The organism is Flavobacterium sp. FG19, from assembly GCF_057809475.1.
On record NZ_JBMDKA010000020.1, the window covers coordinates 39,136 to 62,429 of the forward strand.

General features: G+C 35.7%; 24 protein-coding genes. 21 read left to right on the forward strand and 3 right to left on the reverse strand.

What is annotated here, in order from left to right; all coding sequences use genetic code 11:
- Positions 1 to 10 precede the first annotated feature (10 nt).
- From ACODST_RS18620 to ACODST_RS18630, 3 genes are all read left to right on the forward strand, one after another.
- Complete coding sequence (locus ACODST_RS18620) at positions 11 to 1,072, forward strand: UDP-glucose--hexose-1-phosphate uridylyltransferase (protein ID WP_488933598.1); 1,062 nt, start codon at positions 11 to 13, stop codon at positions 1,070 to 1,072.
- 238 nt (positions 1,073 to 1,310) lie between these two features.
- A complete protein-coding gene (locus ACODST_RS18625) occupies positions 1,311 to 2,996 on the forward strand; it encodes a sodium/sugar symporter (protein ID WP_488933599.1) in 1,686 nt (561 codons plus the stop codon).
- Positions 2,997 to 3,259: 263 nt separating this feature from the next.
- Positions 3,260 to 4,039, forward strand: a complete 780-nt coding sequence (locus ACODST_RS18630; RefSeq protein WP_057115557.1) for an L-fucose dehydrogenase — start codon at positions 3,260 to 3,262, stop codon at positions 4,037 to 4,039.
- 164 nt (positions 4,040 to 4,203) lie between these two features.
- On the opposite strand, the gene ACODST_RS18635 is transcribed toward ACODST_RS18630, so the two are convergent.
- The gene (locus ACODST_RS18635) at positions 4,204 to 5,094 is read right to left on the reverse strand and encodes an AraC family transcriptional regulator (protein ID WP_488933600.1); all 891 of its coding nucleotides are present in this window, start codon (positions 5,092 to 5,094) and stop codon (positions 4,204 to 4,206) included.
- Positions 5,095 to 5,266: 172 nt separating this feature from the next.
- On the opposite strand from ACODST_RS18635, the gene ACODST_RS18640 reads away from it, so the two are divergent.
- The 5 genes from ACODST_RS18640 to ACODST_RS18660 all read left to right on the forward strand — a co-directional run bounded on the left by ACODST_RS18640 (position 5,267) and on the right by ACODST_RS18660 (position 10,081).
- The gene (locus tag ACODST_RS18640; RefSeq protein WP_488933601.1) at positions 5,267 to 6,922 is read left to right on the forward strand and encodes a UxaA family hydrolase; all 1,656 of its coding nucleotides are present in this window, start codon (positions 5,267 to 5,269) and stop codon (positions 6,920 to 6,922) included.
- Between the two features lie 40 nt (positions 6,923 to 6,962).
- A complete protein-coding gene (locus ACODST_RS18645; RefSeq protein WP_488933602.1) occupies positions 6,963 to 7,727 on the forward strand; it encodes an SDR family NAD(P)-dependent oxidoreductase in 765 nt (254 codons plus the stop codon).
- A 383-nt stretch (positions 7,728 to 8,110) separates the two neighbouring features.
- The gene (locus ACODST_RS18650) at positions 8,111 to 8,965 is read left to right on the forward strand and encodes a fumarylacetoacetate hydrolase family protein (RefSeq protein ID WP_488933603.1); all 855 of its coding nucleotides are present in this window, start codon (positions 8,111 to 8,113) and stop codon (positions 8,963 to 8,965) included.
- A gap of 10 nt (positions 8,966 to 8,975) precedes the next feature.
- On the forward strand, positions 8,976 to 9,311 hold the full coding sequence (locus ACODST_RS18655; protein WP_263523805.1) for an L-rhamnose mutarotase: 336 nt from the start codon (positions 8,976 to 8,978) through the stop codon (positions 9,309 to 9,311).
- 167 nt (positions 9,312 to 9,478) lie between these two features.
- Entirely contained in the window at positions 9,479 to 10,081 is a 603-nt protein-coding gene (locus ACODST_RS18660; protein WP_488933604.1) for a hypothetical protein, read from the forward strand.
- Positions 10,082 to 10,329: 248 nt separating this feature from the next.
- Here ACODST_RS18660 and ACODST_RS18665 read toward each other — a convergent pair whose 3' ends face one another.
- On the reverse strand, positions 10,330 to 10,728 hold the full coding sequence (locus tag ACODST_RS18665) for a helix-turn-helix domain-containing protein (protein WP_488933605.1): 399 nt from the start codon (positions 10,726 to 10,728) through the stop codon (positions 10,330 to 10,332).
- Positions 10,729 to 10,851: 123 nt separating this feature from the next.
- Positions 10,852 to 12,102 carry an NAD(P)/FAD-dependent oxidoreductase gene (locus tag ACODST_RS18670; RefSeq protein WP_488933606.1) on the reverse strand — a complete coding sequence of 417 codons (1,251 nt, stop codon included), beginning with the start codon at positions 12,100 to 12,102 and terminating at the stop codon, positions 10,852 to 10,854.
- A gap of 101 nt (positions 12,103 to 12,203) precedes the next feature.
- On the opposite strand from ACODST_RS18670, the gene flxA reads away from it, so the two are divergent.
- From flxA to darH, 13 genes are all read left to right on the forward strand, one after another.
- On the forward strand, positions 12,204 to 13,724 hold the full coding sequence (gene flxA, locus ACODST_RS18675) for a flexirubin biosynthesis tyrosine ammonia-lyase FlxA (RefSeq protein WP_488933607.1): 1,521 nt from the start codon (positions 12,204 to 12,206) through the stop codon (positions 13,722 to 13,724).
- 69 nt (positions 13,725 to 13,793) lie between these two features.
- Positions 13,794 to 15,017, forward strand: a complete 1,224-nt coding sequence (locus ACODST_RS18680) for a WG repeat-containing protein (protein WP_488933608.1) — start codon at positions 13,794 to 13,796, stop codon at positions 15,015 to 15,017.
- Between the two features lie 9 nt (positions 15,018 to 15,026).
- Positions 15,027 to 15,758, forward strand: coding sequence for a flexirubin biosynthesis SDR family reductase FlxB (gene flxB, locus ACODST_RS18685; RefSeq protein WP_488933609.1), 732 nt, complete (start codon positions 15,027 to 15,029; stop codon positions 15,756 to 15,758).
- Between the two features lie 221 nt (positions 15,759 to 15,979).
- Positions 15,980 to 17,215 carry a beta-ketoacyl-[acyl-carrier-protein] synthase family protein gene (locus ACODST_RS18690; RefSeq protein WP_488933610.1) on the forward strand — a complete coding sequence of 412 codons (1,236 nt, stop codon included), beginning with the start codon at positions 15,980 to 15,982 and terminating at the stop codon, positions 17,213 to 17,215.
- Positions 17,208 to 17,462 carry an acyl carrier protein gene (locus tag ACODST_RS18695; RefSeq protein WP_488933611.1) on the forward strand — a complete coding sequence of 85 codons (255 nt, stop codon included), beginning with the start codon at positions 17,208 to 17,210 and terminating at the stop codon, positions 17,460 to 17,462. The genes ACODST_RS18690 and ACODST_RS18695 overlap by 8 nt, the downstream gene beginning before the upstream one ends.
- The gene (locus tag ACODST_RS18700) at positions 17,462 to 18,343 is read left to right on the forward strand and encodes a lysophospholipid acyltransferase family protein (RefSeq protein WP_488933612.1); all 882 of its coding nucleotides are present in this window, start codon (positions 17,462 to 17,464) and stop codon (positions 18,341 to 18,343) included. Before ACODST_RS18695 ends, ACODST_RS18700 begins: the two co-directional genes overlap by 1 nt.
- Before the next feature lie 238 nt (positions 18,344 to 18,581).
- Positions 18,582 to 19,484, forward strand: a complete 903-nt coding sequence (locus ACODST_RS18705) for an NADPH-dependent FMN reductase family protein (protein WP_488933613.1) — start codon at positions 18,582 to 18,584, stop codon at positions 19,482 to 19,484.
- A gap of 17 nt (positions 19,485 to 19,501) precedes the next feature.
- Entirely contained in the window at positions 19,502 to 20,635 is a 1,134-nt protein-coding gene (gene darB, locus ACODST_RS18710; RefSeq protein WP_488933614.1) for a dialkylresorcinol biosynthesis protein DarB, read from the forward strand.
- A complete protein-coding gene (locus ACODST_RS18715; protein WP_488933615.1) occupies positions 20,635 to 21,066 on the forward strand; it encodes a hotdog family protein in 432 nt (143 codons plus the stop codon). Before darB ends, ACODST_RS18715 begins: the two co-directional genes overlap by 1 nt.
- Before the next feature lie 9 nt (positions 21,067 to 21,075).
- Positions 21,076 to 21,537 carry a hotdog family protein gene (locus ACODST_RS18720; RefSeq protein WP_488933616.1) on the forward strand — a complete coding sequence of 154 codons (462 nt, stop codon included), beginning with the start codon at positions 21,076 to 21,078 and terminating at the stop codon, positions 21,535 to 21,537.
- The gene (locus ACODST_RS18725) at positions 21,530 to 21,850 is read left to right on the forward strand and encodes a hypothetical protein (RefSeq protein ID WP_488933617.1); all 321 of its coding nucleotides are present in this window, start codon (positions 21,530 to 21,532) and stop codon (positions 21,848 to 21,850) included. Before ACODST_RS18720 ends, ACODST_RS18725 begins: the two co-directional genes overlap by 8 nt.
- Positions 21,851 to 21,859: 9 nt before the next feature.
- Positions 21,860 to 22,264 carry a flexirubin biosynthesis protein DarG gene (gene DarG, locus ACODST_RS18730; protein ID WP_488933618.1) on the forward strand — a complete coding sequence of 135 codons (405 nt, stop codon included), beginning with the start codon at positions 21,860 to 21,862 and terminating at the stop codon, positions 22,262 to 22,264.
- Complete coding sequence (gene darH, locus ACODST_RS18735; protein WP_488933619.1) at positions 22,265 to 23,263, forward strand: BtrH-related acyltransferase DarH; 999 nt, start codon at positions 22,265 to 22,267, stop codon at positions 23,261 to 23,263.
- The last annotated feature ends 31 nt before the right edge of the window (positions 23,264 to 23,294 follow it).

The window sequence follows — 23,294 nt, forward strand, 5'->3', positions numbered from 1 at the left end:
AAAACACACAATGAAAAATTTTGACATTAACGAAGATCCTCACAGACGTTTTAATCCCCTGATTAATGAATGGGTATTAGTTTCACCTCATCGTGCAAAACGTCCATGGCAGGGACAAAATGAAGCCATTTCAACGGAATCACTTCCAAAATATGACCCTACCTGTTATTTATGTCCGGGAAACACCCGCGCCAACGGTGTAGATAATCCTGCCTACAAAAACAGTTTTGTATTCGATAATGATTTTGCCGCCCTGAAACAGGACGAAATCATTTTTGAGGAAGATATTAAATACACTTTCTTTAAGGCAAAACCGGAACAGGGAATTTCGAGAGTAGTCTGTTTTTCGCCAAGACATGATCTGACGCTTCCTGAAATGGAAGTTTCGGATATTGAAAATATTGTAAAAACCTGGCAGAAGGAATACACTGACTTAGGAAACATCAAATATATTAATCACGTACAGATTTTTGAAAACAAAGGAAGTGTTATGGGATGCAGCAACCCGCATCCGCACGGACAAATCTGGGCGCAGTCATCACTGCCAACTCAGGTCGAAAAAACACATAATAGTTTAAAGTCTTACTATGACAAAAACAAGAGAACGCTTCTGGAAGACTACGTTCAGGCCGAGTTAAAAGCAGATACCCGTATTGTAATCGAAAACGATCATTTTGTAGCACTGGTTCCGTTCTGGGCGATCTGGCCGTACGAAACAATGATTGTAAGCAAAAAAGCCATCAGCAAAATAACTGATTTTACGGCTGAAGAAGTGACGGCTTTCTCCCGAATTTTAAAACAGCTTACTATTAAATACGACAATCTCTTCAGTACTTCTTTCCCTTATTCATCCGGAATTCATCAGGCGCCAACAGATGGTTTTGATCATCCGGAATGGCATTTCCATATGCATTTTTATCCGCCATTGCTTCGTTCGGCAACAGTTAAAAAGTTCATGGTAGGTTACGAAATGATGGGAGAGTCTCAACGTGATATTACACCGGAAAAAAGTGCCGAAATTTTAAGACAGCAGTCTGAAATACATTATAAACTTGATGTAAATATCCGATAATGACCTAAACAGAAGAAGCTTCATTTAAAATTTAACAGAATTATCTTCTTATAAATGTAAATAACACATTTAAAATAGTTGTTTTTTAAGTTTTTATTTTAAATTTGGCTTTCGTTCCTGTTTTCATAAAAAAACAACAGTATAAAAACACATATTACATTTTTTAACCTCATAAACAATTAAAATCAAACTTAAACAAACAATCACCTTATACTAATTATCTAAAATACTATTAACAATGAACCAAAACCTCGCTTTCGCAGATTATGCGGTTTTTATTATTTATTTTATCGTAGTCTCTGTCTACGGTTACACGGTTTATCGCAAACGTAAACAAGACGAACAAGATGCTAAAGCTTACTTTTTGGCTGAAGGAAATTTAACATGGTGGGCAATTGGAGCTTCTCTTATTGCTTCTAATATCTCTGCAGAGCAGTTCATCGGAATGAGTGGTGAAGGTTTCTTCTTAGGAATCGCTGTTGCTGCTTACGAATGGCTTGCTGCCATTGCACTTATTATTGTGGCCGTATGGTTTATACCTGTATATCTTAAAAACAAGATTTACACGATGCCGCAATTCTTAAAAACTCGTTACAACGAATCTACTGCTTTGATTATGGCGGTTTTCTGGTTGTTTTTGTATGTTTTTGTAAACTTAACTTCTATCCTGTATTTAGGAGCGGTTGCTATTAACGGTCTCGCCGGAGGAGAATATCTTCACGCCATCATGATCGGTCTTGCTGTTTTTGCTTTATTTATTTCTCTTGGAGGAATGAAAGTAGTAGCGTATACAGACGTTATTCAGGTTGCCGTATTAATCATTGGAGGTTTAGTAACTTCTTATATTGCCCTGATAACTGTTGGAGAAAAATTAGGAATAAGCAGCAGTGCAATTGAAGGTTTCAAAGTATTAATGGCACAAGCTCCTGAACACTTTAAAATGATCATTCCAAAACCAACTGCGGCTTCTACACAGCTTGAAATCGACAAATATTTAACTTTCCCTGGATTGTTATCTTATGCTGCCGGTATCTGGATCATCAACTTAAACTACTGGGGATGTAACCAATACATTACACAAAGAGCACTTGGTGCTGACTTACAAACGGCCCGTACAGGAATTTTATTCGCTGGTATGTTAAAATTATTAATGCCGCTTATCGTAATGCTTCCAGGAATCGCTGCTTACGTTTTATACACAAATGGTCACTTACCACAATTAGTGGGAGGAAAAGACGGAGCTTACTCTGCTGTATTAACATTCCTTCCAACTGGATTAAAAGGACTTTCTGTTGCTGCTTTAACGGCTGCAATCGTAGCTTCTTTAGCCGGAAAAGTAAACAGTATCTCTACCATCTATACCTTAGATATTCATAAAAAATACATTCAAAAAGAAGCTGGCGAAAAACAACAGGTAAACATTGGTAGAATTGCCGTTTTTACTGCAATGCTTTTAGCCGTTTTATTTACATGGAATGATATTTTAGGAATTGGCGGTGTTGGTGGATTCACCTACATCCAAAAATACACCGGATTCATCAGCCCTGGAGTTTTTGCTATGTTCTTCTTAGGGATGTTCTGGAAAAGAACTACCGGAACAGCTGCAATCGTGGGTGTAATCTTAGGATTCTTATTATCTGTTTTATTCAACGAATACGCTCCGGCTTTATTTGGACACGATACACTTTTATACACAGCTTACCCTAACGGAAAAGGAGCTTTCGAAATTCCGTTCCACATCTGTATGGGATTATCATTCTTATTTACAATGCTGGCGATGATCCTGATCAGTTTCGCTGGACCAAAAGTAAACCCAAAAGCATTCGAGACAGAACCTGGAATGTTCAAAGTACAGCCGCAGACTACGGTTTTAATCGTAATTACATTACTGATTATTGTGGCTCTTTATGTTAAGTTCTGGTAATACATTATCAGTTCAATTCTCTACTTTTACAGCTGTTGTTTGTCATGAACAACAGCTGTAAATTTTTATAAACTACCTATTAAAACACTAACACATAGAAACATAGATTTAAATTTAAAAAAAGAGTTTTTAAACAAATCTAGATTTGAACACATAGACTATGTGAATTTAAAATAAATGAAATGCCTTTTTTGAGACAAAGAAAAAACTATGATTCTATGTGTTTAAAAAATATATTAGCAATAAATTATAATCAATAAATCATGCAGTTATCATTAACCCAAAAAATCATTATCGTTACAGGAGGTGCAAAAGGAATCGGATTAGGAATCGTTAAGGTTTTAGCCGAAGAAAACGCTATTCCGTTTATCGTTGGACGTAACGAAAATGACAACATCAAAGCCGTAGAAGAATTAAAAGCCATTGGAAAAGAAGCGCACCAAGTTGCTGCCGATTTAACAAAACCTGAAGACTGCAAAAAAGCCGTTGAAGCCGTAATCGCAAAATTCGGAAGAATTGACGGATTGGTAAACAATGCCGGCGTTAATGACGGTGTTGGATTAGAAAACGGAAATTATGAGGATTTCGCTGCTTCACTTCATAAAAATTTAGTGCACTATTATTTAATGGCACAGCACGCTCTTCCTTACCTTAAAGAATCTAAAGGAGCCATTGTAAACATTGGTTCTAAAACTGCCGAAACCGGACAAGGCGGAACCTCAGCTTATGCTGCTTCAAACGGAGGAAGAAATGCTTTAACGAGAGAATGGGCAGTTGAATTGCTGAAATACAGCATTCGTGTAAACGCCGTAATTGTAGCTGAATGTTACACGCCACTTTACGAAACCTGGATTAACACTTTTGAAAATAAAGAAGAAAAACTAGCCGCAATCACTAAAAATATTCCGTTAGAAAACAGAATGACAACCGCTGAAGAAATCGCGAATATGGTGGTTTTCCTTCTTTCAGAAAAATCAAGCCATACTACTGGACAGATTATTTATGTTGATGGAGGTTATACGCATTTAGACCGATCTATTTAATTTTTTTTTAGCCACGAATTCACGAATTATTTTTTGACAATCTTTGAAAATAAATTTATGAATTCGTGGCTTCATTTTTTATCTCACTTTGATTTCACAAATTTTTTAAATTATTTTAATTCGTGAATTTGTGGCTATCTCTTTTCAAACAGATTTAAATCCTTTTAATCCTTTAAATCTGTGGCAAAACTAACCTTCGCATTATTTTTAAAATCAGTCGGCGTAATTCCTTTTACTTTTTTGAAGAGTTTATTAAAATCCGATGCCGTTTTATAACCACATTCATAAGCAATCTCAGACATACTTTTATCCGTTTCCAACAACAATTTGCAGGCATTCGAAATTCGGATTTCGTGCAGATAATCCACAAAATTTTTCTTTGTTTTTACTTTGAACATTCTGCAAAAAGAAGTTCTTGTCATATTCGCTACAGCGGCAATTTCTTCTAAGGAAATATTCTTTTTATAATTTTTGTTGACATATTGAAAAACTTCGGAAAGACGATCTACTTTTGCATCCTTTTGCATCAAAGAATAAATTTCATCGTTAATGTAAATCGTATCCTGACTTTCAGAAAGAATAGACAAAATTTCAAAAAGTCCTACGATAACTTCGAAGTCTTTTTTGGAAACTAATTTATCTAGTTTTTTCGCAATCTGTTTATTGGTTTTTCCTATAATCGAAATTCCTTTTCCAGCCTGAAAAAAAAGCTCGTTGATTTTTTGGGTTTCTTTTAATTCGTAAAAAGTTGGACCAAAAATATCTTTATGAAAATATACAACAATCGAATTGGCTCTTAAATCTTCAATTCCCTGATAATATTTTTCATCATTCAGCCAAACGTGCGGAATGTCCGAACCTAAAAAGACCATATCGCCGGGCTCAAACGGCATTACCGAATTTCCAATAATCCGCTTGCCGTAACTCTCTTTCACATAAACCAATTCCAATTCCGGATGCGAATGAAACGGTGCCTGAAAAAAAGGTTCAATACGATTGAGCACCGAAACTTTGGTGTTGAGATAAGACGCTATTTTGGTTTGTTCCAATTTCATACTGCAAAGATAATAAAAGATTATATAAGGATAATATTAGACTAATTTTGAATGTCCAAAATGGCTACTTTTATTTTCGGCAAACTGTCTAATTTTTAGTGGGAATAAAGTCTTTAACTTCTTCTAAATTTAGAAAGCTGTCACACAAAAAAAGAAAAAAAACAACAACACAATGTCTGAGAATAACACAAAAAAACTGGTTGTAAAACTACATCCAGAGGATAATGTATTGGTAGCCCTAACCGATCTTCAAAAGGGAGAAACCATTCATTTTGAAAACGAAACTTATGTTTTACAAGACCTCATCAAAGCCAAACATAAATTCTACATGCAGGATATGAAGCAGGGAGAAGAAGTAAATATGTACGGTGTTTTGGTTGGAAAAGTACAAAACGATGTAGCAAAAGGAAGTTTAATGACGACCGAAAACCTGAAACACGCTGCAGATCCTTATGCCTACAGAAATGCTTCTTACGAATGGAATGCACCCGATGTTTCTAAATTTGAAAATAGAACTTTTAAAGGGTATAAAAGAAAAGACGGACGAGTTGGAACCGCCAATTACTGGCTTTTTATCCCAACTGTTTTTTGCGAAAACAGAAATTTGGACGTCATCAAAGAAGCCTTACACAAGCAATTGGGTTATGCTGTAACCGATAAATACAATCAATTTACGCACGAATTGCTTCAGGGTTATTTGAACGGAAATGACATTAACGATATCAATATTGAATTGAATCCGACTCCAAAAAACAATCGTGTTTTTGAAAATGTAGACGGAATTAAATTCTTAAATCACCAAGGTGGCTGTGGTGGAACGCGTCAGGATGCTTCTACTTTGAGTGCTTTATTGGCTTCTTATGCCAATCATCCAAACGTGGGCGGAATTACGCTTTTGAGTTTAGGATGCCAGCATTTACAAGTTCAGGATTTTGTAAATGATGTAAAAAGACAAAACCCAGATTTCGATAAACCGTTGTTTATTTTCGAACAGCAGCAGACAGAAAGCGAAGAAGTTTTAATTACAAATGCCATCAAAAAAACTTTTGAAGGTTTGATTGAAATCAACCAATACGAAAGAACCGAAGCACCTTTAAGCGATTTATGCATTGGTGTAAAATGTGGCGGAAGCGATGGTTTCAGCGGTGTTTCTGCAAATCCTGCTGTGGGTTATACTTCTGATTTAGTCGTAGCTTTAGGCGGAAAAATTCTTTTGGCTGAATTCCCGGAATTATGCGGTGCCGAACAAAATTTAATTGACAGATGCGTTACCGAAGATAAAGCTAGAAAATTCATTGATTTAATGGAATCTTATGATGAACTGGCGCATAAAGTAGGTTCCGGTTTCCACATGAATCCTTCTCCGGGAAACATCAAAGACGGATTAATTACAGATGCAATCAAAAGTGCGGGAGCAGCCAAAAAAGGCGGTACTTCTCCTGTTGTTGATGTTTTAGATTATACAGAACTAGTTACAAAACCAGGTTTAAGTTTGGTTTGTACTCCAGGAAATGACGTGGAAGCAACAACTGGAAAAGCCGCTTCCGGAGCAACTTTAATTTTATTTACTACAGGTTTGGGAACTCCGACAGGAAACCCAGTTTGTCCGGTAATTAAAGTAGCTACAAACTCTGTTTTGGCAACCAGAATGAAAGATATTATCGATATTGACTGCGGACCAATCATTAGTGGTGAAAAATCTATTGAAGAAATGGGCGAGGAAATTTTAGAATACTGCATCAAAGCGGCGAGCGGCGAAATTATTCCAAAAGCAGTACAATTAAACCAAGACGATTTTATTCCTTGGAAACGCGGTGTATCTTTGTAAAAGACTCAATTAAAAAATAACTATAAAAAAATTATATCAAATGTTTTCATTACAAAATAAAAAAGCAATTATTACTGGAGGTGGAAGCGGAATCGGAAGAGCGATTTCGGTTTTATTTGCTAAACAAGGTGCAGAAGTTCACGTTTTAGAATTAACAGAAGAAAGCGCAAAAGAAACGGTTGAAGAAATTAAATCTGCCGGAGGAAGCGTTTTTGCTCACGCTTGCGATGTTTCAAATCACGAGCAGGTAAAAGCTACTTTTGAGAAAATCGGAAATATTCATATTCTGGTAAACAATGCTGGAATTGCTCACGTTGGAAAAGTAGACACAACTGCTGAAGCTGATTTTGACCGTATCATGAATGTAAATGTAAAAGGGGTTTACAACTGTCTTCACGCTTCGATTCCTTCACTTAGAAGTTCTGGTGGAGGTGTTATCCTAAACTTGGCTTCTATTGCAAGCTGGGTTGGTATTCCGGATCGTTTTGCTTATTCTACAGCAAAAGGTGCTGTAATGGCAATGACTTTATCGGTTGCAAAAGATTATTTACACGATAAAATCAGATGTAATTCTATTTCTCCTGCGAGAGTTCACACGCCTTTCGTAGACGGATTTATCGCTAAAAATTATCCAGGAAAAGAAGAAGAAATCTTCGAAAAATTATCTCAGTCACAGCCAATCGGGCGTATGGGAAAACCGGAAGAAATCGCCACTTTAGCTTTATTCTTATGCAGTGACGAATCGTCTTTCATCACCGGTTCTGACTACCCAATTGATGGTGGATTTATCAAATTGAATAACTAAAAAAAGGAAATAGCCACGAATTCACGAATTATTTTTTGACAATCTTTGAGAATAAATTAGTGAATTCGTGGCTAAAAAAAATTAAACACATAGAAACATAGATTTTTAAATCCATAAAAGAGCAGAAAACAAATCTAGATTTGAACACATAGAAACTATGTGAATTTAGACAAATGAAATGCCTTTTTAGACAACGCAAAACTATGATTCTATGTGTTTAAAAAAAATAAAGCCACGAATTACACCAATTTCCACAAATTTTAATTCGAGAAAATTAGTGCAGTTCGTGGCAAAAAAAAAAATTTAAACACAGTTTAAAAAAATCATTTTAATCCCTTAAATCTGTGGCAAAAAACAATACACATTACTAAAAAAAATAAAATATGAAACTTATTAGATTCGGAGAAGAAGGAAAGGAAAAACCAGGAGTTTTACTAAATGAAAAAAGATACGATGTTTCGTCTATTGTAACAGATTACAACGAAGCTTTTTTTGAAAATGACGGTTTAGCAAAATTAGAAGAAGCCTTAAAAAACAATCCTTCTTTACCACAAGTAAGCGATTCAGTACGTTTAGGTTCACCAGTGGCACGTCCTTCAAAAATTATCTGCATCGGATTAAACTATGTAGATCACTGTGAAGAAACTGGCGCTGCAATTCCGGAAGAACCAATTATTTTCTTCAAATCAACCACTTCTTTATGCGGACCAAATGACAATTTGATCATCCCAAAAAACAGTGAAAAAACAGACTGGGAAGTAGAATTGGCATTTGTTGTGGGCAAAAAAGCAAGCTATGTTTCTGAAGAAGATGCACCAAACTATATCGCTGGATACTGCCTTTTGAATGATTACAGCGAAAGAGCTTTCCAAATCGAGCGCGGCGGACAATGGGCAAAAGGAAAAGGTTCTGATACCTTCGCTCCTCTTGGACCAATTATGGCAACTCCAGACGAAGTTGGAGATGTAAACAACCTAAAAATGTGGTTGACTGTAAACGGAAAAACTTTCCAAAACAGTAATACTTCAAACTTGATTTTTAAAATTCCATTTTTAGTACATTATTTAAGTCAGTTTATGACCTTGCTTCCTGGCGATGTAATTAGTACTGGAACGCCTCCGGGAGTTGGATTAGGAATTAAACCAGATCCAATTTACATTAAAGCAGGTGATGTAATCGAATTAGGAATTGAAGGTTTAGGTACAAGCAAACAAACTGCTGTAGCTTACCAGGGATAAATTTCAGATTATGGCAACACAAAAATTCTATCTGGCTTTAGATCTTAAAGATGATGCAGATTTAATTGCAGAATACAAAGAACTGCATGAAAATGTATGGCCGGAAATTAAAAAAAGTATTCAGGATTCCGGAATTGAAGTTCTGGATATTTACTGCACTGGAAACCGATTGTTCATGATCATAGAAGCTGATGCCGATTTTACTTTCGAAAAGAAAGATCAGGCTGATGCTGCAAACGAAAAAGTTCAGGAATGGGAAACTTTAATGTGGAAATTCCAACAAGCTTTACCGTGGGCAAAACCAGGACAAAAATGGATTTTAATGGATAAGATTTTCGGATTGTAATATTCTATTCTTATTTCAAATGATAAAAAAGAGGATTCTAAGCTGGAATCCTCTTTTTGTTTTTTAAACAAAACGGCAATATTATTTTAACAGGAAAAAAACTTTTTATTGATAGTTTTAACTATTTTTAATCTGTAAAACAAACCGTAATTAAACCAATAAAAAAAATGAAAAAACTAGTTTTTGCCTTGTTCCTTGTTTCAGGAATGGCCTTTGCTCAGGACATGGATGTTGTTCAGGGAAAATTTGACTTCTTAAAAGACCAGAAAGAAGTAAATGTTGTTTTTGATTATAGTGACTTCACTATGATGAAAGAAAACAAATCAGAAGCTCAATACATTGAAGAACACAAAGCCGATTTGGACAAAAAAGCAAAAGGAAACGGAAATCTTTGGGAGAAAAAATGGATTGTAGCTAAAGACCAAATCTGGACTCCTAAATTTTTAGAAATTGCCAATATCGTTTTAACGAAAGAGAAAAAAGATTTAAACTTTCAGGAAGGTTTAAATACTCCTTATACTTTAATTGTAAAAGCAGTATGGATTTACCCAGGCTGGGATGCAGGAATTATGAAACAGCCTGCAAAAGTAACAACCAATTTAAAATTTGTTGAAACGGCAAATAAATCAAATGTATTATTGGAAATTACCAGTGAGGAAGCCCCAGGAGACCAATGGGGAAGCAACTTTAGCAACGAAACCAGAATTGGAGAAGGATTTGCTAAAACGGCAAAAACAATGTCCAAGCTGATTGCTAAAAAAACGAAATAAAAACATGTTTTTAATATTCCGCTAGGAATATCTGGTCGGTAGAAAAAAAATATTGCCGTTTTGTATTATGTCCTGTAGGGACATTTGATTTATGGAAATAAAATATTGATCAAACGTTCCTACGGAACGTAATATCGCAATTCAAATCTAATTCTACCAACGAAACATTCCTACGGAATGAATAATTGTTTATTATAAAAAAAGCCCTGAAGAATCAGGGCTTTTTTCTTTTTTGTATATTCAGTAAATTATTTTCCTTTCAATAATTTTTCTAAATATTCTATTTTTTCTTTTTCAGACTGAACTAAGCGCTCATATAATTCAACTACTTTATCAAGCGGGTTAAAAGTTGGCTGATACTGAATATTTGAATTCATAGAGGCATTATCATTATTATTGATCGTATTTCCAATAATATTAAATATCGCTTCTTCTGAGAAATTCTTAATTCCTTCAACAGATACTCCTAATATTTCGGCAATAGCCTTAAGTTTTTCCTCATCAACTGTTTCGCTGTTTTCAATAGCAGAAACTGTTTGCTGGCTAATGCCTAAAGCTTGTGCCAATGCTTCCTGTTTCATGTCTTTTAGTTCACGAATACGGCTTATTTTTCGCCCGATATGATTTGGTTTTGTTACTGTACTCATAGTTCAAAGATATTAATTAAGAATAAAAAACAGAATTAGTATCCTACATCAAAAGCACCGTAAAATACTTATTGAATAGGTTTCAGCAAAAATACAACTTTTCATACATAAAAAAAGCCCTGATTATTCAGGGCTTTGATCTTTTTGCATATTCAGTAAATACGCCATATTGGCAATTACATGATCGTGTTTTTTGACAAACGAATTTTCTTCGTTCCAGACATAACCTGCTAAAACAGCACATATTTTTTCTTTTACTTCAGGATTTTCCGGCTGGTGGAAAAACAACGTCTGTAAATTTCCAGTGTACCATTCTTGTACATAAGTGGTGAAAACGGCAATACCGCGTTTCATATATTGTGTAAACTCAACTTCCCAATCAACAGGAATTCCTTGTGATTCTTTCAAATATAATTTTGCTGCCAGCATTCCGGATTCGGTTGCGAAAGCTACACCTGAAGAGAAAACCGGATCTAAGAATTCTGAACTGTTTCCTGTTAACGCAAAACCGTCTCCATACATTCTTTTTACAGCTCTTGAATAATTTTCTAATTTAACCGGCTCAAATAAAAATTCTGTTCCGGCAAATCTTTTAATATAATAATCCGATTTCTGAATGGCATTTTTCAAAGCCTCGGCATTGTCTTTATTTTCAGAAAGAGAATTGATAAAGTCTGTTGGACCAACAACACCTAAACTGGTATTTCCGTTAGAAAACGGAATTACCCAAAGCCAAACTTCAGTTTCCAGAATATCAAAAGAAATCTGAGTTCCTTCTACTCCTTCTTCTCTATTAATATCTTTAACATGTGTAAAAATAGAAGAATGCGGATCTAATTTTGATGGCGTATCCAAATCTAAAAGTCTTGGTAAAACTCTTCCGTATCCGCTTGAATCGATTATAAAATTGGCGTGAATTTCTTTTAGATTCCCATCTTTATCTTTTACGATCGTTTTTGATTTTTTCCCTTCAAAAGAAACTTCCAGAACTTCGGTTTCAAATTCCAGATCCACTCCTTTGCGAACCACTTCCTGAGCCATTGTATTGTCAAAATCAGCTCTTGGAACCTGCCAGGTCCAGTCCCAGCCTTCGCCAAATTTTTTGCTGAAATCAAAAACACAAATCTCTTCACCTCTTATAAAACGGGCGCCCAGTTTTTTTTCAAAATTCATAGCGTCAAGAGCATCGAACAATTCTGCCTCCGCAAAATGGTCCATCACTCTCGGAATTAAGCTTTCGCCCACAACCAGTCTAGGGAACTTTTGTTTTTCTACAACTTTTACTTTAACATTGTTTTTATGAAGATATGATGCCGATACGCATCCGGACGGTCCGGCGCCTATTACTAAAACATCTACAAACTCCTTTGTCATAATAAGAATATTATCAATTATTAACCTACATTTGCCATCATCAAAATAACTACATTTATTTTGATAAATAAAATTAAATTAGCACAATCAAAACCGATTTAATGAATACAATTAATGAATATTTAAGTTTAGCAGAATTCGAAGACATAATCTTTGGAAATCAAAAAGTTACAATAAGCGATGTCGTTTTAAACCGGGTAAACGAAAGCTTTAATTTCTTAAAAGAGTTCTCCGGAAACAAAGTAATTTACGGTGTTAATACCGGCTTTGGACCAATGGCTCAATACAGAATCAAAGAGTCGGATCAAATTCAGCTTCAATATAATTTAATCCGAAGTCACTCTTCAGGAACAGGAAAACCTTTAAATCCGGCTTGTGCAAAAGCAGCCATCCTGGCAAGACTCAATACCCTTTCGTTAGGAAATTCAGGCGTTCATCCGTCAGTCATCCACCTAATGTCTGAACTTATAAACAGAGACATTACTCCTTTAATATTCGAACATGGCGGTGTAGGTGCCAGCGGCGACTTAGTACAGCTGTCTCATCTGGCTTTGGTACTTATTGGCGAAGGAGAAGTTTTTTATAAAGGAGACCGAAGACCAACTGCCGAAGTATTTGAAATTGAAGGCTTAAAACCAATTCAGGTAGAAATCAGAGAAGGTCTTGCCTTAATTAACGGAACTTCGGTAATGACCGGAATTGGGGTGGTGAATGTATATCATGCTAAAAAATTATTAGACTGGTCGTTAAAATCTTCCTGCGCCATCAACGAACTGGTTCAGGCTTATGATGATCATTTTTCGGCAGAATTAAACCAGACCAAACGTCATAAAGGACAGCAGGAAATTGCGGCAAAAATGCGTCAGAACCTTTCAGACAGTACTTTAATCCGTAAAAGAGAAGACCACTTATATTCAGGAGAAAATACAGAAGAAATTTTCAAAGAAAAAGTTCAGGAGTATTATTCTTTACGATGTGTTCCTCAAATTTTGGGACCGGTTTTAGAAACTATAAATAATGTAGCTTCTATTCTGGAAGACGAATTTAACTCGGCAAACGACAACCCGATTATCGACGTAAAAAACCAGCACGTTTACCACGGAGGAAATTTCCATGGAGATTATATTTCGCTTGAAATGGACAAACTGAAAATCGTTATTACCAAATTAACGATGCTGGCCGAGCGTCAATTGAATTATTTATTGAATTCAAAAATCAACGAACTGCTTCCTCCATTTGTAAACTTAGGAACACTGGGATTTAATTTCGGAATGCAGGGTGTTCAGTTCGTAGCAACTTCAACAACGGCAGAAAGCCAGACATTATCAAATCCAATGTATGTTCACAGTATTCCAAACAACAATGACAATCAGGACATTGTAAGTATGGGAACAAATGCTGCGGTGATGACAGCAAAAGTAATTGAAAACTCATTCGAAGTTTTAGCTATCGAAATGATCACCATTGTACAGGCAATTGATTATTTAGGACAAAAAGACAAAATTTCATCGGTTACTAAAAAATGGTACGATGATATTCGAAATATAATTCCAACTTTTAAAGAAGATCAGGTTATGTATCCTTTTGTTCAAAAAGTAAAAGACCATTTGATCAACAATTAAAAATTGATTTACAAATAAGCCCCAAAGAGTTTTTAGTTTTTTAATCATTAATCATTGAATTTTAAAATCATGAAAAAGACACTTATTTTTTTGCTGCTGGTAAGTATTCAATTTGTTAATAGTCAGGAACTGGCTTTAGTTAAAAAGAATTCCAAAATTGGATATATTTCCAAAGACGGATCTTTTAAAATCGAACCCCAATACAAATCGGCCAGAAGTTTTTCTGAGGGTTTGGCCGCTGTCGAAAACGGCGGAAAATGGGGATTTATCGATACTAAAGGAAGCTGGGTAATTCCGGCAGATTTTAAAGATGCCAAAGATTTTAACAACGGAATTGCTGTTGTACAAAAAGATAAGGAATGGGTTTATATTGATAAAAAAGGAGAAATTCAAAAAGCTCCTGCTACCGAAAAAGTTTTTGATTTTAATGATGGTGTTGCTTTTATCAGACAGAACAATAAAGTGGGACTGATCAACAACAAAATGACTGTTGTTCTGGAGCCAAAATACGATCAGATCAAACCTTTTGAAAATGGTTATGCCAGAGTTGAACTCAACAAAAACTGGGGAATCATCAATACCGAAGGAAAAGAACTGGTTGAACCTGCCTATGCCGAAATTGGAAATTATTTTAAAGGCACAACGTGGGCCAGAAAAGATAAAACTTTCGGACTGGTAAGCGGAGGAAAATTTACTCCGGTTGACGGAGCCGAAAAAATCTGGGATTTTGAAACTCAGGATTTAACTTTCGCCAAAAAGAATGGCAAAATTGGCTACATCGATTTAAAAGGAAACTGGACTATTCTTCCTATATATGATAAAGGAAAAGCTTTTTCAAAAAATCTGGCACCGGTTTTGGTTGGGAAAAAATGGGGATTCATTAATTTAAAAGGAGAATTTGTTATTGAACCTACTTACAGCGATGCCGAAGTTTTTAGTACAAATGGTCTGGCTCCGGTAAAAGAAAAAAATTGGGGATTTATTAATGAATCCGGAAAACTGGTAATCCCAACACAATACGGCATTACAACAAATGCCATAATCGCCATGTTTGTTCAGCAGGACAAAGGCTTTATTGATGGTGTGGCAAGAGTAAAAAATGAAGGAAAATGGGGATTTCTTAAACCTGACGGAACTGTAGTAGGCAATCAATGGTTTGAAAATGCCGAGTTATTTTCAAAAGGCGCAGAAAAATCACAGCCGGCTTCAGCTCCTGCTCCTGCACAGGCACCAAAACAAGAAACAAAAACAACAAAAGCAGCTGCTAAACCAGCAGCGAAAAAAAAGAAATAAATTTCACTTATGAAGTGTGTATTAGTAACAGGCGGTTCGAGAGGAATTGGAAGTGCTATTTGTAAAAAATTAGCCGTAGAATCCGATTATCATATTCTGATCAACTATCATTCGAATAAAACAGCTGCCGAAGAAACCTTACAGGAAATTCAAAAATTAGGTGCAACGGGAGAAATCCTTGGTTTTGATGTTGCCGATTTTGAACAAGTACAAAACGTTCTTAATCAATGGCAGGAAGAAAATCCTGAAAAACTAGTTGAAGCAATTGTAAATAATGCCGGAATTACAAAAGACGGTCTTTTTATGTGGATGACACCGCAGGACTGGAACAGCGTAATGAATACAAGTACGAACGGTTTCTTTAATGTAACGCAGTTTTTCATTCAAAAAATGCTTCGTAACAAATACGGCCGAATTGTCAATATTGTTTCGGTTTCCGGAGTAAAAGGAACTGCAGGGCAAACTAATTATTCGGCTGCAAAAGGTGCTATTGTTGCTGCTACAAAAGCACTGGCACAAGAAGTGGCAAAACGAAATATTACGGTAAATGCTGTTGCACCGGGCTTTATCAAAACAGATATGACAAGTGAACTGGACGAAAAAGAATTGCTAAAACTTATTCCGGTAAATCGTTTTGGAGAAGCCGAAGAAGTAGCCGATTTGGTAAGCTTTTTGATTTCCAGAAAAGCAGGTTATATTACAGGAGAAATTATCAATATTAACGGCGGAATATATTCTTAAAGAATACTATGTTTGCGAAGTTTGTTTTTAAGTTTTTTATTTAACAACAAAAATACCCGCAATCCAGATAGCTATCGGGAGCAGAGTCGCAAAGTTTTATTTAATAAAGATTTTAGAAAAAAACCTTTGCGACTTGGTCCCTTTGCGACAAGATTAAAAAAACTTTGTGCCTTTGTTTTAAAAATTACACTTTAAGGATTATAAAATTACTTTGAAAGACGATGAACAGAAGAGTTGTAATTACCGGAATGGGAATTTATTCTTGTATCGGAACTTCTTTAGATGAAGTAAAAGAATCATTATATAACGGAAAATCAGGAATTCAGTTTGATGCTGAACGTAAAGATTTTGGTTTTCAATCTGCTTTGACCGGAATGGTTCCCAAGGCCGATTTAAAAAATTTACTGACCCGCAGACAGCGTATGAGCATTGGTGAAGAAACCGAATATGCTTATATGGCTACTATCGAAGCTCTAAAAAATGCCAATATCGATGATGCTTTTTTTGATGATCATGAAGTAGGCATTATGTACGGAAACGACAGTGTTTCTAAAGCTATTATTGATGCTACCGATATTGTACGCGAGAAAAAAGACACCGCCTTAATTGGTTCCGGTGCCATTTTTAAATCGATGAATTCTACTGTTACCATGAATCTTTCCACGATTTTTAAACTTCGCGGTATCAATTTAACCGTTAGTGCGGCCTGTGCGAGCGGTTCTCATTCTATTGGACTGGCTTATTTTTTAATTAAAAGTGGTTTTCAGGATATTATTATTACCGGAGGAGCGCAGGAAATTAATAAATATGCTATGAGCAGTTTTGATGGCCTGGGTGTTTTTTCTAATAGAGAAAGTGATCCCGAAAAAGCTTCAAGACCTTTTGATGCTGACCGTGACGGACTGATTCCAAGCGGCGGGGGTGCCACTTTAATTCTGGAAAGCTACGAGTCGGCAATAGCACGCGGCGCTACTATTATTGCAGAAGTTTCCGGTTACGGATTCTCTTCAAACGGAGGCCATATTTCTACTCCAAATGTCGAAGGTCCTGCCACGGCTATGCAGAGAGCTCTTGACGATGCCGGCTTAAAAGCAGCCGATATCGAATATATAAATGCACACGCTACCTCAACTCCGGTAGGCGATGCAAACGAAGCCAAAGCTATTTTTGAAGTTTTTGGTGAGAAAAATCCGCATGTAAGTTCTACAAAATCAATGACAGGCCACGAATGCTGGATGGCCGGAGCAAGCGAAATTATCTACTCTATCATTATGATGCAGAACGATTTCATTGCGCCAAACATCAATTTGGAAAACCCTGATGAAGATGCTTCAAAATTAAATTTAGTTAAAACTACGTTAAACAAAAAATTTGACATATTTTTGTCCAATTCTTTCGGTTTCGGAGGAACCAACTCGGCGTTGGTGGTTAAAAAGTTTAAATTGAACAATGAATAAAGAAGAGATTATAGCAAAAATTAATGGTTTTTTGGTTGATGAATTTGAAGTAGACAATGACGACATTGAACCAAATGCTAATTTAAAAGATACACTGGGGTTAGACAGTCTGGATTATGTTGATCTGGTTGTTTCTATAGAAGCTAACTTTGGTGTAAAACTGGTTGAAGCAGATTTTGTTGGAATTTCTGACTTCCAGAGTTTCTATGACCTTATCGAAACCAAAATAAAAGCAAAAAAAGCTTAATGAGTCAATGGGACGGCAAATCAAAAGGAACTGTTTTAGGGTATAAAATATTCGTTTTTTTGATTAAAAAAGCGGGCGTAAAAGCCGCTTATACCTTACTTTACTTTGTGGCTTCTTATTACTTTTTGTTTTTAAGAAAAAGTAATCGTGCAATTTTCTATTATTTCAAAGAGAGGCTTCAGTATTCCTATTTCCAGTCAAAAAGAATGGTTTTCAAAAGTTACTATACTTTTGGACAGACTATCATTGATAAAATTTCCATTTCGGCAGGAATGCGCAATAAATTCACGTATGAATTTGACGGAATCGAAATCCTGAAAAACCTTCTGGCCGAAAAAAAAGGCGGTGTTTTAATTAGTGCCCATATGGGTAATTTTGAAATCGCCGAACATTTTCTGGGCGATATCGACCTTAATTTTCAAATCAATCTGGTCACGACAGACTTAGAACATTCGGCCATCAAGAATTACTTAGAAAGTGTTACGCAAAAACCAACCGTAAAGTTCATTATAATTAAAGAAGATTTGTCGCATATCTTTGAGATCAATGCGGCTCTGGCCAATAATGAACTGGTTTGTTTTACCGGCGACCGTTATTTTGAAGGCACCAAATCCCTTACTGAAAATCTCTTAGGCAAAGAAGCCCATTTCCCGGCAGGCCCCTTTTTAATTGCTTCAAGATTAAAAGTTCCTGTTGTATTTGTTTATGTAATGAAAGAACCCAATCTGCACTATCATTTATACGCCAGAGAAGCTGCCGTAAAACACCGTGACGAGAAAGGTCTTCTTAAAGAATATGTAACCAGCGTAGAGAGCATTGTAAAAAAATATCCGCTGCAATGGTTTAACTATTTCGATTTTTGGAATGATCTAAAAGCTTAAAAGTTTTAGCATCAGTTTTAATCCTTTACGAAACATACAGAATACCCAGTTCTTTTCTAACCCATTTACTGGTCTCTATTTTTTGCAATTCTCAGTTTTTTGTGTTAAAACATTCTTTTTTCTATACATTCGCTGAAATTTCTGCAATTTTTGGTAAAATCCTAAATACATTAAACAGGAAAATTCGTTTAAAATAAATTTACTTACTTTTGTCCGCAACCAAAGCAAGTAAACCTCAATGAAAAATGTTCTCGTTATTTATTATTCTCAGTCAGGACAGTTAGAAACGATTGCGCAGCATATTGCCAAACCGTTTTTAAAGGATGAGAATATAAATGTAACTTTTCACGAAATCCAGCTGGACAAACCTTTTCCTTTTCCGTGGAATAAGGACTCTTTTTTTGATGCTTTTCCGGAATCTTTTTTACAGATTCCAACGGCATTACAACCAGTTCCTGATGAAATCCTAAATACAAAATTCGACCTGGTGCTTTTCCACTATCAGGTTTGGTATTTATCACCTTCAATTCCGATTAACTCGTTTTTAAAAAGCGATGCTGCTAAAAAAATCCTGAACAATACGCCTGTTGTTACCATAAGCGGTTCAAGAAATATGTGGATAATGGCACAGGAAAAAATCAAGACCTTACTAAAAGAAGCTAATGCTCAGTTAGTAGGCAATGTAGCTCTGGTGGACCGTGTTGGAAACTTAATTAGTGTGATAACAATTGTAGAATGGATGTTCTCCGGAGTTAAGAAAAAATATTTAGGTATTTTTCCGCTTCCGGGAGTTTCAGAAAAAGATATTCAGGAATCCCCAAAATTTGGTGAAATAATGCTTTCAGAATTTAACGGGAATACGTTACAGCATTTACAGCCCAAACTGGCCGCAGCCGGTGCTGTAAAAATTAGTCCGTATTTAGTGACTGTTGACAAAACAGCCAATAAAATTTTCAATAAATGGTCAAACCTCATTTATAAAAATCAAAAAAAACGAAAACAGCTTCTAAAAGTATTTAATGTTTATTTATTCCTTGCAATTTGGTTAATTTCACCAATAGTGTATATATTGCACTTGATTTCCTACCCTTTTAAGTTAAAAACCATAAAAAGCCAAACTCAATATTATCAAGGAGTTTAGAAGACTATTTTTAGATTATGTTTGAAGTATATATCACAAAAGCTGCAAAATATTTGCCAAATGAAGCTGTTTCAAATGATGAAATGGAAGCCTACTTAGGCCTTATCAATGACACTGCTTCCAAAGCAAGACGTATTATTTTGCGCAACAACAAAATTACAAGCCGTTATTACGCTGTTGATAAAACAGGTAAAAGTACACACAGCAATGCCGAATTAACACGTAACGCTATCTTACCGTTATTCGACGAAAACTTTACGCCTCAGGATTTAGAAGTACTTTCATGCGGAACCTCAACTCCGGACATTTTTCTGCCTTCGCATGCTGCGATGGTACATGGTCTGCTAAAAAATAAATCGGTAGAACTAAACTCTTCAACAGGAGTATGCTGTGCCGGAATGAACTCCTTAAAATTTGGTTTTCTTTCTGTACGATCAGGAAATTCGAACAATGCTATCTGCACAGGTTCTGAAAAAGTTTCGACCTGGCTGAATGCTCAAAAGTACAATCACGAAGCCGAAAACTTAAAGAATCTTGAAGAACAGCCTATTATTGCTTTCAAAAAAGATTTCCTGAGATGGATGCTTTCAGACGGTGCCGGTGCCTTTTTATTAGAAAATAAACCACGCGGCCCAATCTCCCTGAAAATAGAATGGATGGAAGCTTTTTCGTATGCTTACGAATTAGAAACCTGCATGTATGCCGGAGGAGATAAATTAGAAAACGGAGAAATCAAAGGCTGGAGCGATTATGCCCCGGAACAATGGTTGAACGAATCTGTTTTCTCAATCAAACAAGATGTAAAATTACTGGATGAATTTATCCTTACGAAAGGTGCGGAAAGTATGAAAGACGCGATGGATAAAAACAACATCAAATCGGAAGATATTAATTATTTCATTCCTCACGTTTCTTCTAATTTCTTTGTGGAAGGATTAAAGAAAGGACTGCACGAAAAAGGAATTGGAATGAGTGACGAAAAATGGTTCATGAATCTTTCAAGAGTAGGTAACGTAGGTTCTGCCTCTATTTATCTGGCACTGGAAGAATTGATGAATTCAGGGAAACTGAAAAAAGGGGATCATATTCTTTTATCGGTTCCTGAAAGCGGAAGGTTTTCTTTTGCTTATGCTTATTTAACAGTCTACTAATGGAAACAATGGCTGCTTTAGAAAAAGAAATGGTCGAAAATTTACTGCCGCAAAAGTTCCCTTTTGTAATGGTCGATGCTATGTATTCTTATACTGAAACTTCTTTGGTTTCTGGTTTAAAAATTCAGCAGGATAATATTTTCGTAAACAATGAACTTTTTCTGGAAGCAGGTTTAATCGAACACATGGCACAGTCTGTAGCATTGCATACAGGTTATCAGTTTTTTTTAAAAAACGAAATTGCCCCAACTGGTTATATTGGTTCTATTAAAGAAATTGAAATAAAAAAACTGCCTCGATTAAACGACAATATTCAATCTGAAGTAACTATTTTACAGGAATTTGCCGGAATTACTTTAGTGAATATTGTGACAAAATTAAATAACGAAGAAATCGCAAACGGACAAATGAAAACCGTTTTGGCCAAATAATATAACGCTTTGAATACAGGAGTTGACATACAAAATTATTTACCGCACCGGGCGCCGATGCTTATGGTAGACTTAATTCTGGATATAAATGCCAACTTTGTAGAAACCACTTTTTTGATAAAAGAAGACAATGTTTTTATTCAGGACAACACTTTTATCGAAGCGGGTTTAATTGAAAATACGGCGCAGACCTGTTCGTCTATAGTGGGAAAAAAATATTTTTTTGAGGAAGACGGAACAGAAAATGAGAACGTAAATGTAATTGGATTTATCAGTGCCTTAAAAAATGTAAAAATTCATTCGCTGCCAAAAGTTGGCGATACCATAATTACTAAAGCAGATTTAGTTTCAAAATTTGCCGGCGACGATTACACTTTATGCACAATGAGCTGCAGCAGCTCAGTTGAAGACCAGATACTCTTAGAATGCGAAATTAATCTGTTCATTCAAAAAACAGTCCCGGTTGAATAATACAAAAAAGAGTATTTTACACCTCGTAATCCGAATGGGAATTCTGGTTCTTTTACTTGGGTTGGTTTTCTTATTTTGGCATTTCACTTACGACCCTCATAAATATTGCGACGAAACCGGACACAGACATGTCGACGGCGGTTTAGGATTTTTTATCATGCTCTTTTTAATAACCCAAATGTTTTATTTGGGATTACTAATAGAAATGATTTATTTATTTGTAAAGAAACAACGAAACTTAGCTTTCGCTAATCTTGGATTTTTAATAATTAGTTTATGTGTAGTTGCAATCTGTATGTTTCTAATCAATTAAATTAGCAAAATGGAAAAAGATAAAGTACCACAAGACACAAGTAACTTAACGAAAAACAACGTAAAAGAGCTTTTATATGCGACTGACGAAAATGGCGATTATACCACAACCTTAAGCACAGGCTGGGAACCAAAAACAATCGCACTTTCCAATTCGATTGATGAAATAAACGAACGCATTGCCGATGCCAAACAACAAGTTTTAAATGGCGAAGTAAGTCCGATTGTGTATTTTATGGAAGTCAATAAAATGGACCTTACTATTTTATCCAGTTATGTGGGATTTTGGAAATGGCGCGTAAAAAGACATTTTAAACCGAGTGTTTTTGCAAAACTAAACGATACGATTTTAAAGAAATATGCTGATACTTTTGAAGTATCAATTGAAGAATTAAAAAACAGCATTACCCAATAAATGGAATTAACTTTCACACATCATCAGTCTGCTCATTGCGAGAATGGAGTAGCGTCAAATCTGCTAAAAAACAGCGGACTAAACATCAGCGAACCGATGGTTTTTGGTATTGGCTCAGGATTGTTTTTTGTATACCTGCCATTTATCAAAGTGAATTATGCACCGGCTATAAGTTACAGAACTCTGCCTGGACAGATTTTTAATAAAGTCGCCACACGTTTAAATCTTAAAATAAAAAGACAAAAATTTTCATCGGTTTCAAATGCGAACAAAGCTTTAGATGAAAATCTAAAAAATAATATTCCAACAGGATTACAGGTTGGTGTTTACAATTTAAGTTATTTCCCAGACGAATATCGTTTTCATTTCAACGCACACAATTTAGTCGTTTATGGCAAAACCGATACAGATTATCTGGTAAGCGATCCTGTAATGGAAACCGTAACGACTTTAACGCATGAAGAACTGGATAAAGTCCGTTTTGCCAAAGGGGCTTTTGCACCACGCGGTCAAATGTATTATCCAATTCAGATTCCAAAAGATGTCGATTTAAAAAGCGCCATTATTAAAGGAATCAAAAACACGTGCAGAGATATGTTGGCGCCAATGCCAATTGTTGGCGTTCGTGGTATCAAATTTGTTTCGAAGCAAATTAGAAAATGGCCAATAAAACACGGAAACAAAAAAGCCAATCATTACTTGGCACAAATGGTTCGTATGCAGGAAGAAATTGGAACCGGAGGCGGTGGCTTTCGTTTTATTTATGCCGCATTTTTACAGGAAGCTTCGGTTATCTTAGGTAATGAAGAACTGAAAGAACTTTCTAAAGAAATGACAAAAATTGGCGATTCATGGCGTGATTTTGCTGTTGAAGCTTCCCGAATTTACAAAAACAGAAGTGCCAAAGAAGATGCCTACAATACCATTGCCGATGAACTTCTGGACATCGCGAACAGAGAAGAAATCTTTTTCAAAAAATTAAAAAAAGCGATCAGCTAAAACTATATTTTGCAGTCCATAATTAAAATAG